The sequence below is a fragment of the Allorhizobium ampelinum S4 genome (assembly GCF_000016285.1).
In the GTDB taxonomy this organism is placed as follows: domain Bacteria; phylum Pseudomonadota; class Alphaproteobacteria; order Rhizobiales; family Rhizobiaceae; genus Allorhizobium; species Allorhizobium ampelinum.
This window is the reverse complement of sequence record NC_011984.1, coordinates 140,686-154,812: the sequence shown is the minus strand read 5'-3', so window position 1 is coordinate 154,812 and position 14,127 is coordinate 140,686. Positions and strand designations below refer to the sequence as shown.

Annotated in this window: 16 protein-coding genes; 10 read left to right on the top strand and 6 right to left on the bottom strand. The window is 60.4% G+C overall.

All coding sequences use genetic code 11. The features are described 5' to 3' along the window. From AVI_RS24185 to traR, 3 genes are all read left to right on the top strand, one after another. Positions 1-1,080 (top strand): ABC transporter ATP-binding protein, encoded by a 1,080-nt coding sequence (locus tag AVI_RS24185; protein ID WP_012650593.1) that lies wholly within the window; start codon positions 1-3, stop codon positions 1,078-1,080. After that, positions 1,077-1,949: a phosphosulfolactate synthase gene (locus AVI_RS24180; protein ID WP_139192262.1), complete on the top strand. Its 873-nt coding sequence runs from the start codon at positions 1,077-1,079 to the stop codon at positions 1,947-1,949. Before AVI_RS24185 ends, AVI_RS24180 begins: the two co-directional genes overlap by 4 nt. 386 nt (positions 1,950-2,335) lie before the next feature. Then, complete coding sequence (gene traR, locus AVI_RS24175; protein WP_012650591.1) at positions 2,336-3,040, top strand: autoinducer-binding transcriptional regulator TraR; 705 nt, start codon at positions 2,336-2,338, stop codon at positions 3,038-3,040. Positions 3,041-3,099: 59 nt separating this feature from the next. Here traR and AVI_RS24170 read toward each other — a convergent pair whose 3' ends face one another. The 5 genes from AVI_RS24170 to traA all read right to left on the bottom strand — a co-directional run bounded on the left by AVI_RS24170 (position 3,100) and on the right by traA (position 9,423). Further along, positions 3,100-3,408: a transcriptional repressor TraM gene (locus AVI_RS24170; RefSeq protein ID WP_012650590.1), complete on the bottom strand. Its 309-nt coding sequence runs from the start codon at positions 3,406-3,408 to the stop codon at positions 3,100-3,102. 313 nt (positions 3,409-3,721) lie between these two features. Further along, positions 3,722-4,348, bottom strand: coding sequence for a TraH family protein (locus AVI_RS24165; RefSeq protein WP_012650589.1), 627 nt, complete (start codon positions 4,346-4,348; stop codon positions 3,722-3,724). Between the two features lie 17 nt (positions 4,349-4,365). After that, positions 4,366-5,577 (bottom strand): conjugal transfer protein TraB, encoded by a 1,212-nt coding sequence (locus AVI_RS24160; protein ID WP_012650588.1) that lies wholly within the window; start codon positions 5,575-5,577, stop codon positions 4,366-4,368. A 16-nt stretch (positions 5,578-5,593) separates the two neighbouring features. Then, positions 5,594-6,124, bottom strand: coding sequence for a conjugative transfer signal peptidase TraF (traF, locus tag AVI_RS24155; RefSeq protein ID WP_012650587.1), 531 nt, complete (start codon positions 6,122-6,124; stop codon positions 5,594-5,596). Next, positions 6,121-9,423, bottom strand: coding sequence for a Ti-type conjugative transfer relaxase TraA (traA, locus tag AVI_RS24150; RefSeq protein ID WP_041699349.1), 3,303 nt, complete (start codon positions 9,421-9,423; stop codon positions 6,121-6,123). Before traA ends, traF begins: the two co-directional genes overlap by 4 nt. 248 nt (positions 9,424-9,671) lie before the next feature. Here traA and traC point away from each other — a divergent pair, with 248 nt between their 5' ends. From traC to AVI_RS24115, 7 genes are all read left to right on the top strand, one after another. Further along, on the top strand, positions 9,672-9,968 hold the full coding sequence (gene traC, locus AVI_RS24145; protein WP_041699347.1) for a conjugal transfer protein TraC: 297 nt from the start codon (positions 9,672-9,674) through the stop codon (positions 9,966-9,968). Between the two features lie 4 nt (positions 9,969-9,972). Beyond that, on the top strand, positions 9,973-10,188 hold the full coding sequence (gene traD / locus AVI_RS24140) for a type IV conjugative transfer system coupling protein TraD (RefSeq protein WP_041699345.1): 216 nt from the start codon (positions 9,973-9,975) through the stop codon (positions 10,186-10,188). Continuing rightward, complete coding sequence (traG, locus tag AVI_RS24135; protein WP_012650583.1) at positions 10,175-12,145, top strand: Ti-type conjugative transfer system protein TraG; 1,971 nt, start codon at positions 10,175-10,177, stop codon at positions 12,143-12,145. The genes traD and traG overlap by 14 nt, the downstream gene beginning before the upstream one ends. After that, positions 12,142-12,540, top strand: coding sequence for a hypothetical protein (locus AVI_RS24130; protein WP_012650582.1), 399 nt, complete (start codon positions 12,142-12,144; stop codon positions 12,538-12,540). Before traG ends, AVI_RS24130 begins: the two co-directional genes overlap by 4 nt. Next, complete coding sequence (locus AVI_RS24125; RefSeq protein ID WP_012650581.1) at positions 12,537-12,920, top strand: thermonuclease family protein; 384 nt, start codon at positions 12,537-12,539, stop codon at positions 12,918-12,920. Before AVI_RS24130 ends, AVI_RS24125 begins: the two co-directional genes overlap by 4 nt. A 237-nt stretch (positions 12,921-13,157) precedes the next feature. Further along, positions 13,158-13,415, top strand: a complete 258-nt coding sequence (locus AVI_RS24120; RefSeq protein WP_003523831.1) for a WGR domain-containing protein — start codon at positions 13,158-13,160, stop codon at positions 13,413-13,415. 137 nt (positions 13,416-13,552) lie between these two features. Then, positions 13,553-13,831 carry an HU family DNA-binding protein gene (locus AVI_RS24115; protein ID WP_012650580.1) on the top strand — a complete coding sequence of 93 codons (279 nt, stop codon included), beginning with the start codon at positions 13,553-13,555 and terminating at the stop codon, positions 13,829-13,831. A gap of 41 nt (positions 13,832-13,872) precedes the next feature. Here AVI_RS24115 and AVI_RS31260 read toward each other — a convergent pair whose 3' ends face one another. Next, the gene (locus AVI_RS31260; protein ID WP_012650579.1) at positions 13,873-14,043 is read right to left on the bottom strand and encodes a hypothetical protein; all 171 of its coding nucleotides are present in this window, start codon (positions 14,041-14,043) and stop codon (positions 13,873-13,875) included. Between the last annotated feature and the right edge of the window lie 84 nt (positions 14,044-14,127).

The following is a 14,127-nucleotide window of genomic DNA, read 5'->3' as shown; positions in this document are numbered from 1 at the left end:
ATGTCCAATATTTCTGTATGCGATCTCGACATTGGTTACGGCGCGGTGAAGGTGCTGGAGAACCTGCAACTCGATGTCAAAGACGGCGAGTTTGTCGTCCTTCTTGGTCCTTCCGGATGCGGCAAGAGTACCCTGCTCAACGCGATCGCAGGCTTGACTGACGTTTCGGGCGGCTTGATCTCAATCGGTGGCAGGGACGTCACCGACGCGGAACCAAATGAGCGTGGCCTTGCCATGGTCTTCCAGTCCTACGCGCTCTATCCGAACATGACAGTGCGCGGCAATCTATCGTACGGGCTTCGGATCGCTGGCGTTTCGAAGCCGGAGATCGCGCAGCGTGTCGCGGAAACGGCGCGATTTTTGCAGATCGGGGACTATCTCGATCGCCGTCCGGCTAACCTGTCCGGTGGCCAGCGCCAGCGCGTTGCCATCGGACGCGCCATCATCCGGAAAGTCGACGTCTTTCTGTTCGACGAGCCGCTTTCGAATCTCGACGCCAAGTTGAGGAGCGAACTGCGGGTCGAAATCAAGCGCCTGCATCAAAACCTGAAAAGCACCATCATCTACGTCACTCACGACCAAGTTGAAGCTTTGACGCTGGCGGATCGCATCGCGGTTATGAAGGGTGGCGTCATCCAGCAGTTGGACACTCCCTCCGAGATTTACCGCAGACCGGCCAACAGGTTTGTCGCATCTTTCATCGGCTCGCCGACCATGAATTTCCTCGACGGGAGCATCGAGATGCATGGTGGAAAGCCGGTTTTTCTTTCAGGGGAGATTTTACTTCCGATCGATTGTTATCAGGCCAACGGGACTCTGCTCGTCGGCGAGAGCGTCGTTTTCGGCTTCCGTCCGGAGCACGTCACGGTCGGTTGTGCGACCGACATTCCCGGCTTCAACGGGGAGATTGACCTCATTGAACCAATGGGAGGCGAGACCGTAGTCTGGGCGAAAGTCGCCGGCGAGCAATTTGCCATCAAGGGCGACGAAAGCCTCCAATCTCTCACTACAGGCGCGGTGCGCCTTTCCCCGGACCTGTCCAAGGTCTCGCTTTTTAACAGAGCGGGGGACCGCCTGTGAACCGCATCTCTAACAACAGCAAAGCAACGCATTCTAAAAAGGAAGGCATCAAGATGACCCTGGAACCAGTATCAATGGCAGAAGCTTTTCCAGTCCCAACGTTTGAACTAAAACCCCGCGGCCTCCACCAGACCTGGTTGAAGGACGTCGGCTTTGACGAGGCGCCTTACTATGTCGAACGTATGGGTCTGATCGAACTGGAGGATTTCCTTTCAGTCGCCGGCGAGCGCCTGGACTATGTCAAGGTCGCGACCCGGCAGGTTATCGAGCACCCAGAGGCATGGGTTCGACGCAAGGTCGAACTTTACCAGCGCTTCGGAGTGGAGCCCTACCTTGACCACAGCTATTTCCACTACGCATACCAGCAAGGCAGCGTCGAGAAGGCGATTGAGGCAGGACGCACACGCGGCTTCAAGGCGATCGAATTTATGAACACCTTCGGCGATGTGCCTGAGGCGACATGGAAGTCCTGGCGCCGCGTCGCGGTAGAAAATGAAATGAAGTTCTTGTTCGAATTTCACCCGGAACGAAACTGGCGCGATACGGCCAAGGACGTGGCTTCCACAGGTGAGGAGATCATCCGCAATGCGGCGCCGTTCATCGACGACGGCGCGTTCGCCATCCTGATCGATCACGAAGAACTGGAGTTCCAGGAAGAGCGTATGAAAGATGAGATAGGCAAGGTCATCGACCGGTTCGGGCTCGATAAGCTCATTTTCGAAGTGACCTCTCCAAAGGAAGGGCCGACTCGCTGGAAGGAAGACCTGACACGTTACTTCTCGACGTTCGGAGGAAGCATCAATGTCGCAAACATCATGCCGAGCCAAGCTATGTATGTTGAAGTGCTAAGGCTCAACGCCGCCCGTTAACACTTCGCGGCCGTTGCGATGTGTTCAGGATCGATAACGGCCAAACCGGGCGCTTCGCTTGAAGCGATAATAGAGCCTCTGATGTCATGGGGTTAATTAGACGGGGTGGTGTCTATGTCTTATTGCATTTCCGCGGGACCGCCGCTCCGACTTTACCCTAAAAATCCGCCCCTCGGGAGATTTGAGGTCGTTCAGGGGGTCTACCAGAGATGGCTCAAGCAGTCGCCCCCAATGCTTCCAAAACTCACACAAAATGAACGGCGGCTTGATTCAGTTGTCCCATACGTTGCATTACACAATCTAGGATTGCTTTTGGGCAGATATGATAAAACCGTTGAGGGGCTCACGTGACCTGTTCCACCTGATCACCAAAACGGAGTGAAAAAATGCAGCACTGGCTGGACAGGCTGACCGATCTTGCGGCCATACAAGGCGACGAAAGCATCCTAACGCAGGGCCTTGCCGACCTCACCCAACATTTCGGCTTCACCGGCTACGCCTATCTCCACATCCAGCACAAGCATACCATTGCAGTTACCAATTATCATCGCGAGTGGCGATCGACGTATTTCGACAAGCACTTCGATAAGCTCGATCCAGTCGTCAAACGCGCGAAATCCAGAAAGCAAGTTTTTGCGTGGTCCGGCGAACAGGATCGCGCGAGGCAATCGAAGGAAGAGCGTGCCTTCTATGCGCATGCTGCCGATTTCGGTATCCGCTCCGGGGTCACCGTTCCAATCAAGACCGCCAACGGCTCTATGTCGATGTTCACTTTAGCTTCCGAGAAGCCAGCGATCGATCTCGACCGTGAGATAGACGCGGTCGCAGCGGCTGCTGCCGTCGGACAACTCCATGCCCGCATCTCGTTCCTTCAAACAACTCCGACCGTGGAAGATGCGGCCTGGCTCGATCCTAAAGAGGCGACCTATCTCAGATGGATCGCTGTCGGAATGACGATGGAGGAAATCGCTGACGTGGAGGGCATCAAATACAATAGCGTCCGTGTTAAGCTCCGCGAGGCTATGAAGCGCTTCGACGTCCGGAGCAAGGCCCATCTTACCGCGCTCGCAATTCGTAGAAAGCTGATCTGAGAGACCTGTGGCCGACTCCACTCGATCTGTTGGCGCATCAGGCTTGACCAAAAAACGGATCAGTTCGCGGCCATCTTGGGAATGTACCCGAGAACCCCCACGAGCGCGTTGACCGCGCTCATCTGTGCATGCATCTCGATCATTGCTTCGATGTATTCGAGATGCTGAACGCCGCCATTGGCTTTTCCTGTCCTGTTGTCGTCCGGCAAAGCCTGGAACAGTTGATCCGCCTTCTCGACGAGCTGCCTGTGCAGCTGGATGGCATTGACCGTCAGCGTCTCGACGTCTGCCGTGGCGAGGCCGCGCGTCAGCCCGATCACCGGGCGCAGTTCACATGTGTCCGGCACTGAAGCAACTTTCAAATCCAATGTGATCCAACCCTGAATATCGTCCGCGGTGCGCCCCCGCAAACGTTAATCTTCTGATCCCAAGCCGGGGGTTGGAAACTGTATCTGGACAGTCCTGCGACCTTTAGCACCGGAGCACCTGGACATACGTCGCAGGCCCACCGGCCAATGGCCAGAGGATTCTGATACTGCATCGGCCAGCATCAACCGCCAGATAGAGGTTTCCACACCCCGGGCAGCGCGTACTGCCCTACCGCTTCTTATAACGGGGAAATGCTGTTTTCGCTAGGGCGATGGAATAACAATCGCTCTGCAGATCTGCATATACTTGGACTTAACGTTTTGCGCCAATGCCGGAAAGGTCGATTCTGATCCCTGCTGTGTTCGGATCGGATGCAGCAGCCTCGGCTGGCGCTTCGGGTTTGGCTTCATTTTCCGGAAGGCCAGCTTGTGTGTCGGCGCCATCCCGCCGGACCGGCTCCGGCTGGGCGACCTTTACATCACCCGGATCTTCCGCCCGGAACACGGCTGTCCCCTCGAAGTACCCGGTCTGCCAGGCAATGATCGCATCGTCGAACACCTGCGGCAGCACGTCCTTGTCGGTCGGATTGCCGTACCATTTGGTGACGATGCGATAGACCTTCGCGAACAGAGCGGTTCCCATCCGAAGATTGGCGCAGACATCGACAAGGTCGGATTTTAGCTGGCCGGCTTCCACGACACCGAGCCCGGCCGGATATTGCGTGACACCGACGCGCACGACGTTTCGGCCGACATGCTGGCCGATGAGGTTCATTGCCTCGTCCGCCGTCGCGGGCTTCGGGACGAGCACGACACGGTTGCCCGAGCGGACCGTAACAGCCAGCGGATTCTGCGACCCTGCCCGCTCGATGAACTGTTCGACGACGGCGGGCTTCAGGCCCGGATCGGCGCATTGCTGAATGAGGGCGACGTCGACCATGCCGGTATCTCCTGTGCTCAAGTGTTGAAGGCCGTCACCAGTGGACGGTTGAAGAGTTTAGCCCAGGCGACGGCGCTCGCCTGCTGGATGGCGACGATCGACGTTCCCGCGGTCCACCAGCCGTTGCCGATCGCCACGATGACGTCGGGGGACTGCAGCATCGATTGCGGCGCCGGCCACAGGACGAATTGCTCGTAGCAGATCAGCGGCGCGATCCTCGTGCCCGCGAGATCCACGACCGGGTTCGCGAAGAAGTGCGCTCGAGCGCCGCCGCCCTGCGCCGTCCACTTGCGCCACGGCTGCCACATGGAGACCGGGACCGGCATGCGCTCGCGATAGAGGATCTGTGCCTCACCGGCCGAGATCGCCACGATGACGTTGTCGTAACCACCGGCATCGATGACGGCTGCGCCAGCCATTACGATGAGGTTCGAGCCTCGCAAGCCCTGCTGCCAGAGCTGCGCGACGGTCGGTGTCCAGAAGCCGAGTGCGCTTTCGGGAAGAACCACGAAACGGGTTCCCGGTCCTGCCGCCGCACGCACCGTTGCGATCAGATCACGGTGATGGTCGAGGGAGTTATCGCGACCGAGGTTTTCGCCATGCTGAAGATCGACGCCTGTCCATCTGTCTGGTACTTTCGGGGGCGTCCAGGTTGTGGCGGACCAGACGTAAAGTCCTCCCAGGACTGCGACCGCGAGTTGCCACCTTCGACCGGTCATGATGACCAGCAGACACGCGGTCGCGCCGAGGCCCCACCATCCCCATCCCGGAAACAGCACGCCCGCCGCCGTCAGTGGATGCGCCCACCCCATGATACCGAACGGCGGCAGCGCCATCAGCAGCGAAGCCACAAGATAGCGCATGGCCAGCCCCTTTTCCGCAAGCGGGATATCCGCGACCCACCTTGCCAGGCGCCTCTCTCCCGGTTGCCCTTCCGCCCGGTTCAGGTTCGGTTGCTTTGCCCAGGCCACCGCATGCACCAAGATGAAGGAGAGCGAGGCCCCCAGCCAAAGCAGGAGGCCGGGCCACATATCCGCTGCGTAGAAGTTCGCGACGCCTAGCGGCAGGCCGCGCGAGGCGGCAAGGAAGTATCCTGCCGAAACAAGGGCCGCTGTCGTCCGGGATGTTGAATGTGCCCAGAGTGCTGGAAAGAGCATCGCCACCGGGATAGTGAGCACGTTTCCGCTCCAGCCGATCCAACCGCTGGCGACGGACAGGGCGATCAGCAAACAGGCCTGCCGATGATCACCGGTCGAAGGTGAACACCGGTTTCGCCAGGCCGAGAAGACCGCTGTCCGGGATCGGGCCGAAGTATCGTGAGTCATAGGAACTCGCAAAGGAAGAATGGAGAACTAGAAATCCTGGTGGCACGACGCCGCCGGCGAAGGGCGCGATCGCCCTGCCCTCACTGTCCGTCGCGCTGACAGTGGAAGCCGATACGGGATGACCGTCGACGACAATCCGGTCAGTGATTTCGACGCGCTGACCGGGAAGCGCCAGAACGGACTTTATGAGCGGCGCGAACCAACCTGGGCAGAGCCCGGACCGGAGATAGCCGCGTAGCCACGCTTCCTCGAAGAAGGCGTTTTGCGGCGGGCAGACAAACACCAGATCGCCGGCCTGAACCGGGCGTCGGAGCTTTTCCACACGCCAGAGCCCAAGGGGTTCGCTCGGCGTGACGTTCAGTCGATAACCACCGATGAGCCCCATGACGGTGGCGCCGCTCAAGACGAGGCCCGCGACACCGAGAAACCGGATGACAACGCGTTTGCTCATTGTTTCAGCACCGGTGCCTGGCGCAACGTCTGCCGCAATTCCTCGGCCTGTTTCAGCGACTGCACGGTGCGTTCGTGGGCGGCGAGCTGCTGGGCCGTGCGCATGATCGGCCAGGCTTGCTTCAACTGCTCTTTCTGCTCGGGCTTCATCCCCTCGGCAAGCTTTTCGTACAGCTTTCCGGACGGCTCACGCGCCACGTTGCTCAGCAGGGTCCGCTCGCCGAAGCGTTCGGTAACAGCCTGGTTGAACCCGTCGATTTCGAGCTTGGTCTCGCGATTGCTGAGCGCATATCCAAGGGCCGCCGGCAGATCGTTCCGGTCGATCGCGTCGCGCACGCGCTCAAGCACCACGCGTGCGGCCGGCGAGAGCGCCGGGATGTCGACCGAGACGCGCTGGCGCAGGGCTTGTTCTTCGGTCACTATCCGCAGCGTCGCGGTCTCGCGCATCCGCAGATATTGCTCCAGATCGCGCTTCAGGGCGGGAACATTGACCTCTGCGACGCGGCGCGCCTCGCGCTCCGTCTTGCTGGCCAGAATACCGGTCTTGCCCTTCAGCGCCCCGATCGATGCCGGCTCCGCCTCAAGCTTCTGCAAGACCGCTTTCGCTGCCTCCTTATCTGCCAGAACCGTATCGAAGTTGATGGCGCGGAAGGCGGTTTCGGGATCGGCGAAGACGTAGCGGAAGCGCACCGACACCTCCTCCCATTGCTGCTTCAGCGTGGGATCGGCGCCGAGCTTGTCACCGACCGTATCGGCAACAGAGCCGGAGAATGTCTTGATGCCTGCGACCATGGGCGCGGCCTCCTTCATCGTTTGGGTTTTTGGGGATTGGTCGAGGCCGAGGCGCTCACCGAGCGCACGAAGCCTATGAACGAGATCGGAAACCTTTGTTTTTTGGCGCAGCGTCCAGTCGAGCCGGTCGCGCAGCATTGTTCGAGCCACCTGCATGATGTGCAGGCCACGGTTTTCGGCAAAGCGGAGGGCCTCGCGGTAGAGTTTGCCGCGCTCGTAATCGAGCGTCGTCTCCTTGGCGTTCTTTCGGGAAAGAACCTTGGCTAGGCCACCGTTGAAGGCGAAGGAACGGCGCCCGTAATAGAGCTGAAGATCCTCGCGATGGCGGGTCATCGCGACATAGGTCAGATGCCGATCGAGCGAGAGAGAGGCCAGCACCTTGACCCTGTCGACAGTGGCGCCCTGAGACTTGTGGATGGTCGTCGCATAGCCGTGATCGAGATTGCTGTAGAAGCGTTGTTCGACCACAACATGCCGCCGATGATCCCGATCCCCGACCACCGCAACGATGCGGTTCGGCTCAGCCTCAACGACATGGCCGATCATGCCGTTCTTGACCCCAAGTGAGGTCTCATTCTTCAGGAAGACGATCTGATCGCCTGCGTCGTAACGGCGTTCGCCGTCAGCCGTTCTGAAGACGTGGCCCTCGCCGACGATGCCGCGCTCGACCAGCTTCTCGCGCGCCATGACGTTGAGCATGCGCACGTCGCGGCGCAGATGGGCGAGGATCAATGTCGTCTTCGTCTGATCGTAACCACGGTTCCAGTCGGCGATCAGGCGCTCAACCGCTTCCGCCTTCAGACGTTCGCCAACAATTCTCGCATTGGCATTGTAGAGCGCCAACGCCTTCTCGACATTGCCGCGCGCCAGATCGAGCGACGCCTTGCGCATCCAGTCCTCGCGCTGGCGATAGATCGTTTCGAGTTCAGCGTAACCAATCCGATCGACAATGGCGCGGAAAGCGGCCCCCGCTTCGATCGGCTGAAGCTGCTCGGGATCGCCGACTAGCACGATCTTTGCCCCTGCCCTGACGACGGCATCGACAAAGCCCGCCATCTGTTTCGAGGCCACCATGCCGGCCTCGTCCATGACGAAGACGGTTTTATTGTCGAGCACGTCACGACCGCGGTTCCAGCGCAGCTCCCAGGAGGAGAGCGTGCGGCTCTCGATGCCGGCTTCCTTCTCCAGACCTTCCGCCGCTTTGCCGGCGAGCGCGCCACCGACGACACGATATCCGGCCAGCTCCCACGCCTCCCGCGCCGCCTTCATCATCGTGGTCTTACCAGCACCCGCGCGTCCGACGACCGCGGCGATGCGGGCCGGACCGGCGATGCACTCGATGGCTGCTTTCTGTTCCTCCGACAGCCGCCCATGCCGCCCAAACGTCGCTGCGAGCACCACCGTGGAAACGGCATGCGTTTCCTTGTCCGACAGCCACATCGCCTGTCGCGCCATCGTCGCTTCCAGCCGGATCATCGCCCGTGTCGAATAGCGCGCCGGCACTTTCTCTCCGGTCGCGAACTCGATCGTGTCGCGCTGCAGCCGTAGCACCTCCGGATTCAGGATGATGCGCAACATCAGCTGCTGGAAGACGGCGGGATCGTCGACATAGCGGTGCAGCACTTTCGCGACATCGCGTTCATCGAAGACGCTCTTTTCCCGCATGATCAGGTCGAGCACGATGGCTGGATTTTTGAGGATGCGGCGGGTGTTTTCCGAGCGGCGTTCTTCGTTCAGTTCGATCCTTTCGAGCTCCGGCCGAACACCCTGTTGTTCCGCTTTCCGCGCGATTGCCTTGGCGCCTACGCCTAGATGAATGGTCGGCTCGAGCTCGATGGCCTGCTTTTTGTAGGAACGGCCATCGATCCTGAGATCGATGCCGCCGAGGGCCAGATGGTGGTTCAGCCGTTCGAACCAGCCGTCGCGCAGGGCGTTGAAATCGTCCGTCGAACCGGCCCAGAGTTCGTAGAGGATTTTGCCGGATTTCGTGCGAACCAGCTGGCCGTCCTCACCAATGACCGCTACCTTCTTGGCCCCGAATCCGTCCTCGGTCAGCGGCCGCAATGTGGTCATCAGGTGGATGTGCGGATTGCCGGGATTGTCGTGATAGACCCAGTCGGCGACCATGCCCTTCCCCAGGATATGTTTCTCCACGAAATCACGGACCAGGGCGATGTTCTGCTCGGGTGTAAGCTCCAGCGGCAGTGCAATCGTCAGGTCGCGGGCCAGCTGCGCGTCGGAGCGTTTTTCGAAAGCCTCGACCTTGTTCCAGAAGGCTTCGACGGCGCCGGAAACAGAGCGATCCGCAATGAGCGCTTTCGCCCATTTCGGGGCATCGGCAGGAAGCATGAACTCCTCATGCAGCAAACCCTGCTTGCGCGTGTAGTCGATGGTGCTGGCTTCACGCTCGTATTCCATCTTCGCGCAGTGCCGGTAGGCCGCAGACAGCACCACGCTGCGGCCGTCGCCGCGGCTGATGATGCTGGCTGAGAAGTGGGCGATGGCCACGGCGATAAAAGCTCCCGGTTCGAACCTCGTTCGTCGGGAACGGCCAGGCCATACCGGGCGTCTGAGCAAGACGTCGCGCCAGCGACGTATAATTGCGCCCTTGGAAGCCGCTCCTTCGGAACGGCCGGGATCATCCACCAAAGCGTGCGATCTGCCGATGTGCAGATCTGCACATTCCCATTCATGACATCCGGAGGAATTCTGGCGTCGCGAGTGCAACGCCAGAATCTCAAGGAGAACCAACCGGAATGAAGAAGCCGTCATCGAAGATCAGGGAAGAAATCGCCAGATTGCAGGACCAGCTGAAACAGGCCGAGACACGCGAGGCCGAGCGCATCGGGCGGATCGCGCTAAAGGCTGGGCTTGGGGAAATCGAGATCGAGGAGGCCGAGCTTCAGGCAGCCTTCGAGGAAGTTGCCAAACGGTTTCGCGGAGGCAAGGGCTCGGCGACCGGAAAGAGACAAGCCGGAGACAGCCGGACCGGTAGAGAGCCGTCCGCGACGCTCGCGCCTCGCGCGGATGAAGGCGGGCCTGGCGAGGCTTGACCGGATGGCAAAGTCGAAGACGTCAGACGCACGCAAGAAGGACACCCGCGAAAAAATCGAACTCGGCGGGCTGATCGTGAAAGCCGGGCTGCGCTACGAGAAGCGGGCGCTACTGCTCGGGCTGTTGATCGACGGCGGGCGCCGGCTCAAAGGCGACGAAGACGAGCGGTCACGTTTGACCGCCATCGGCGTGGAGGCGTTTGGCCATGACGGTGAATAGGCTTTTGCTGTTGATCCTGCCGGCAATCATAATGCTCGCGGCGATGTTCGCGACATCCGGGATGGAGCAGCGACTGGCGGCATTCGGAACGTCCCCGCAGGCGAAGCTGATGCTGGGACGCGCCGGGCTCGCCCTGCCCTATATTGTTGCCGCCGCGATAGGCGTGATCGCGCTGTTCGCAGCGAACGGATCGGTCAACGTCAAGGCCGCCGGTCTGAGCGTGCTTACCGGAAACGGTATGGTCATCATCATCGCGATCGCGCGCGAGACAATCCGCCTGAACGGCATCGCCGGCAGCGTGCCGGCCGGACAATCGGTTCTGGCCTATACCGATCCGGTGACGATGATCGGCGCAGGCATTGCCTTCATCAGCGGAATGTTCGCGCTGCGTGTCGGGATCAAGGGCAATGCCGCGTTCGAAACAGTGGCGCCCAAACGGATCGGTGGCAAGCGCGCCGTACACGGCGAAGCGGACTGGATGAAGATCCAGGAGGCGGCAAAACTGTTTCCCGAACCGGGCGGCATCGTCATCGGCGAGCGCTATCGGGTTGATCGCGACAGTGTTGCCGCCATGCCGTTTCGCGCTGACGATCGACAAAGCTGGGGCGCTGGCGGCAAGTCGCCGCTGCTCTGCTTCGACGGTTCCTTCGGATCATCGCACGGCATCGTCTTCGCCGGCTCCGGCGGTTTCAAGACGACATCGGTAACGATCCCGACCGCGCTCAAATGGGGCGGTGGGCTTGTCGTTCTAGACCCGTCAAACGAGGTTGCGCCGATGGTCTCGGAGCATCGGCGTCAGGCCGGCCGAAAGGTGATCGTGCTCGATCCGACAGCCGGCGGTGTCGGCTTCAACGCCCTCGACTGGATCGGCCGTCATGGCAATACGAAGGAAGAGGATATCGTCGCCGTCGCCACATGGATCATGACCGACAATCCGAGGACGGCATCCGCCCGCGACGACTTCTTCAGGGCGTCGGCCATGCAGCTCCTGACGGCTCTGATCGCCGACGTCTGCCTGTCAGGGCACACGGAAGCGGAAGACCAGACGCTGCGCCGTGTCCGCGCCAACCTCTCCGAACCGGAACCCAAGCTGCGCGCGCGTCTGACGAAGATCTACGAAGGTTCGGAATCCGACTTCGTGAAGGAGAATGTGTCGGTCTTCGTCAACATGACGCCGGAGACATTTTCCGGGGTCTACGCCAATGCGGTGAAGGAAACCCACTGGCTCTCCTATCCGAACTATGCAGGTCTCGTGTCGGGCGTGAGTTTCTCGACGGACGATCTCGCCGACGGCGGAACGGACATCTTCATCGCCCTCGACCTGAAGGTGCTGGAAGCCCATCCCGGCTTCGCGCGTGTCGTGATCGGCTCGCTGCTTAACGCGATCTATAACCGCAACGGCAACGTAAAGGGTCGCACCCTCTTCCTGCTCGACGAGGTGGCACGTCTCGGCTACCTGCGCATCCTCGAAACCGCCCGCGACGCAGGCCGCAAATACGGCATCACGCTGACGATGATCTTCCAGTCGCTCGGCCAGATGCGCGAGGCCTATGGCGGGCGTGATGCGACCAGCAAATGGTTCGAATCCGCATCGTGGATTTCGTTTTCGGCGATCAACGATCCCGATACCGCTGACTATATCTCGAAGCGCTGTGGCGACACCACCGTCGAGGTCGACCAGACCAACCGTTCGACCGGAATGAAGGGATCGTCGCGATCGCGATCGAAGCAGCTCAGCCGCCGTCCATTGATCCTGCCGCATGAAGTTCTGCGCATGCGGGCCGACGAGCAGATCGTCTTCACCTCGGGCAATCCGCCGCTCCGGTGCGGCCGCGCGATCTGGTTTCGGCGCGAGGATATGAAAGCCTGTGTCGGCGGGAACAGGTTCCATCGAACCGGAACCGATACGCACACCGAACATGCGCAACCACGGCAGAAGGAAAGGAAGCGCCCATGAGGCATTGGAGGAAAACGTGGTACGCGCTGATCGGCCCGCTGATGATCTGGGTCGCGTTCATTATCGTCACGCCGTTTCTCGGCGCTGGAGCGATTGTCAGCCTGGCCATTCTACCACCACTCGGCGATGCTATCGTCAAGACCGTCGGCCTTATCTGTGTTCTGGTGCTTGGGCCGCTTGCCGCGCTTGCGGAGATCGCGCCGCCGTTCGTGACGAGAGAAGAGGTGCGATGGCGAAACCGCAATACCGAAAAGCTCTTCGAAATAGACGTTGTGTGGGAGGATGTTCCGTTCCTGCCACCGGTCCTGAACCGGATTCGTTCAACGAAGGGCAAGCGACGGCAGCAGGCGGACGAACGCGACAATGCGGCGAATGCCAGAACGGTCGGCACATGATGGATCGGACGGTGGTGCTCGCGTCTGCTCGTGCAGAGGACGCGCTTTCAGCGCCGTTCTCGATCTGTGGTGAAGGCCGCCGCATGAACTGTGTCGTCGATGGCGACACCTTCTGGTTCAAGGGAGAGAAAATCCGGATCGCAGATATCGACACGCCCGAACTCAGCCCGGCCCGTTGCACGGCAGAACGCGTCAAGGGCGAGGCGGCCAAAGCACGTATTCTCGCTCTTCTGAACGCTGGCCCATTCTCGATGAGCACGGGATTGCGCGACGAAGACAGGTATGGTCGCAAGCTCAGGACTGTCAGCCGTAAAGGGCAATCGTTTGGCGAGATTTTCGTGGGAGAAGGCCTTGCGCGTCGAAGCTGGTGCGATAGCTGACCGCAAACCAGGCCGTTCCAACGTTATCATCCGCCGGCACGGCCGGTCATCCGAGAGGATCGTTATCCGAATGGAACGAAACCGCATGGCGGGTTCGGTGCGCCTGCGCATAGAGCCGTGCGGCGAAGCCGTCTCGCCCAGTCCCCGTCTGATATCATCACGAAGATGAATCGGTGACACCGGATCGATTCAGATAACTCGTTGGACGCGGCTTGCCGAGATAGCGACAATGAGGGCATGGAAGACACGGAGATATGCCCGGTTCATCTTCACCGCGTTGATGCGGCGCAGAACATGCGGCGCTTCTACATGCTGGCGATCCAGCCGACACTGTTCGGCGGGGCTTCGGTCATCCGCAACTGGGGCCGGATCGGATCGGGCGGCCAGACGATGATGCAGACCTTCGATCATCCGGACGATGCGAATACAGCACTCTCCCGTCTCGAACGAACGAAGAGACGACGTGGCTATGGGGACGCGGGCAGCACCGAATAGCCGGTTCAATCGACCGACTTCCTGCATTTCCTGTGGCTTTCGCTGATCTTACGGGCGTTCTTGCCTTTCTGCCCCTTTCTTCGCCACATCTTCATTGTCAAAGCTGAAGGACCGAAAACCAAAGAGGCCCGTCCTTCATGACCACGACCAACGAAATCGCCGACAAGATCGCAGCCGAACAGAACCTCCCCAAGGCGCAGGCCAAGACGATCGTCGAAAGCGTCTTTAAACAGATCACCGAAGCGGCGCTTGCTGGCGCTGAAACGTCGATACCATCGTTTGGAAAGTTTAAGCTGAAGGACACTCCGGAGCGCGAGGGACGCAATCCGGCGACCGGCGCGACGATCAAGATCGCGGCGTCGAAGAAGCTGACGTTTACACCCGGCAAGGCGGTCAAGGACGCGCTGAACGGCTGAAGCGACCACGCTGCCGGAAGCGGCAGCATGATGGAAGCCTCCTAGAAAGGAGGCTTCGTGCTGACGCGGCCGCCCTGCTCGGCCTCGATGGCTGCAAGCTCGGCCTGCACCATCTCTAGCTCCGCCGCGATCTGGCGGCGCTCGGCCGGATCGCAGGCATTCCTGAGTTCGGCCTTAAGCTCTTCGCGCTGAATTTCGAGAGAAATCGTCATCGTCGTCTCCTTGACGTTTGTGAAAGACGACGCCGCGCGTCATGGCGAAGCGGAGGGGTCCAGCATCGCGGGACGCGACCGCCG

What these genes read in the sequence shown, in the direction of transcription:
- AVI_RS24165 (WP_012650589.1), bottom strand. Translation starts at nt 4,348, where the DNA reads ATGGTCGACGTCGCCCTCATTCAGCAATGCGCCGATCCGGGCCTGAAG.
- AVI_RS24125 (WP_012650581.1), top strand. Translation starts at nt 12,537, where the DNA reads ATGATGGATCGGACGGTGGTGCTCGCGTCTGCTCGTGCAGAGGACGCG.
- AVI_RS24130 (WP_012650582.1), top strand. Translation starts at nt 12,142, where the DNA reads ATGAGGCATTGGAGGAAAACGTGGTACGCGCTGATCGGCCCGCTGATG.
- traC (WP_041699347.1), top strand. Translation starts at nt 9,672, where the DNA reads ATGAAGAAGCCGTCATCGAAGATCAGGGAAGAAATCGCCAGATTGCAG.
- traD (WP_041699345.1), top strand. Translation starts at nt 9,973, where the DNA reads ATGGCAAAGTCGAAGACGTCAGACGCACGCAAGAAGGACACCCGCGAA.
- AVI_RS24185 (WP_012650593.1), top strand. Translation starts at nt 1, where the DNA reads ATGTCCAATATTTCTGTATGCGATCTCGACATTGGTTACGGCGCGGTG.
- traG (WP_012650583.1), top strand. Translation starts at nt 10,175, where the DNA reads ATGACGGTGAATAGGCTTTTGCTGTTGATCCTGCCGGCAATCATAATG.
- AVI_RS24120 (WP_003523831.1), top strand. Translation starts at nt 13,158, where the DNA reads ATGGAAGACACGGAGATATGCCCGGTTCATCTTCACCGCGTTGATGCG.
- traF (WP_012650587.1), bottom strand. Translation starts at nt 6,124, where the DNA reads ATGAGCAAACGCGTTGTCATCCGGTTTCTCGGTGTCGCGGGCCTCGTC.
- traR (WP_012650591.1), top strand. Translation starts at nt 2,336, where the DNA reads ATGCAGCACTGGCTGGACAGGCTGACCGATCTTGCGGCCATACAAGGC.
- AVI_RS31260 (WP_012650579.1), bottom strand. Translation starts at nt 14,043, where the DNA reads ATGACGATTTCTCTCGAAATTCAGCGCGAAGAGCTTAAGGCCGAACTC.
- AVI_RS24115 (WP_012650580.1), top strand. Translation starts at nt 13,553, where the DNA reads ATGACCACGACCAACGAAATCGCCGACAAGATCGCAGCCGAACAGAAC.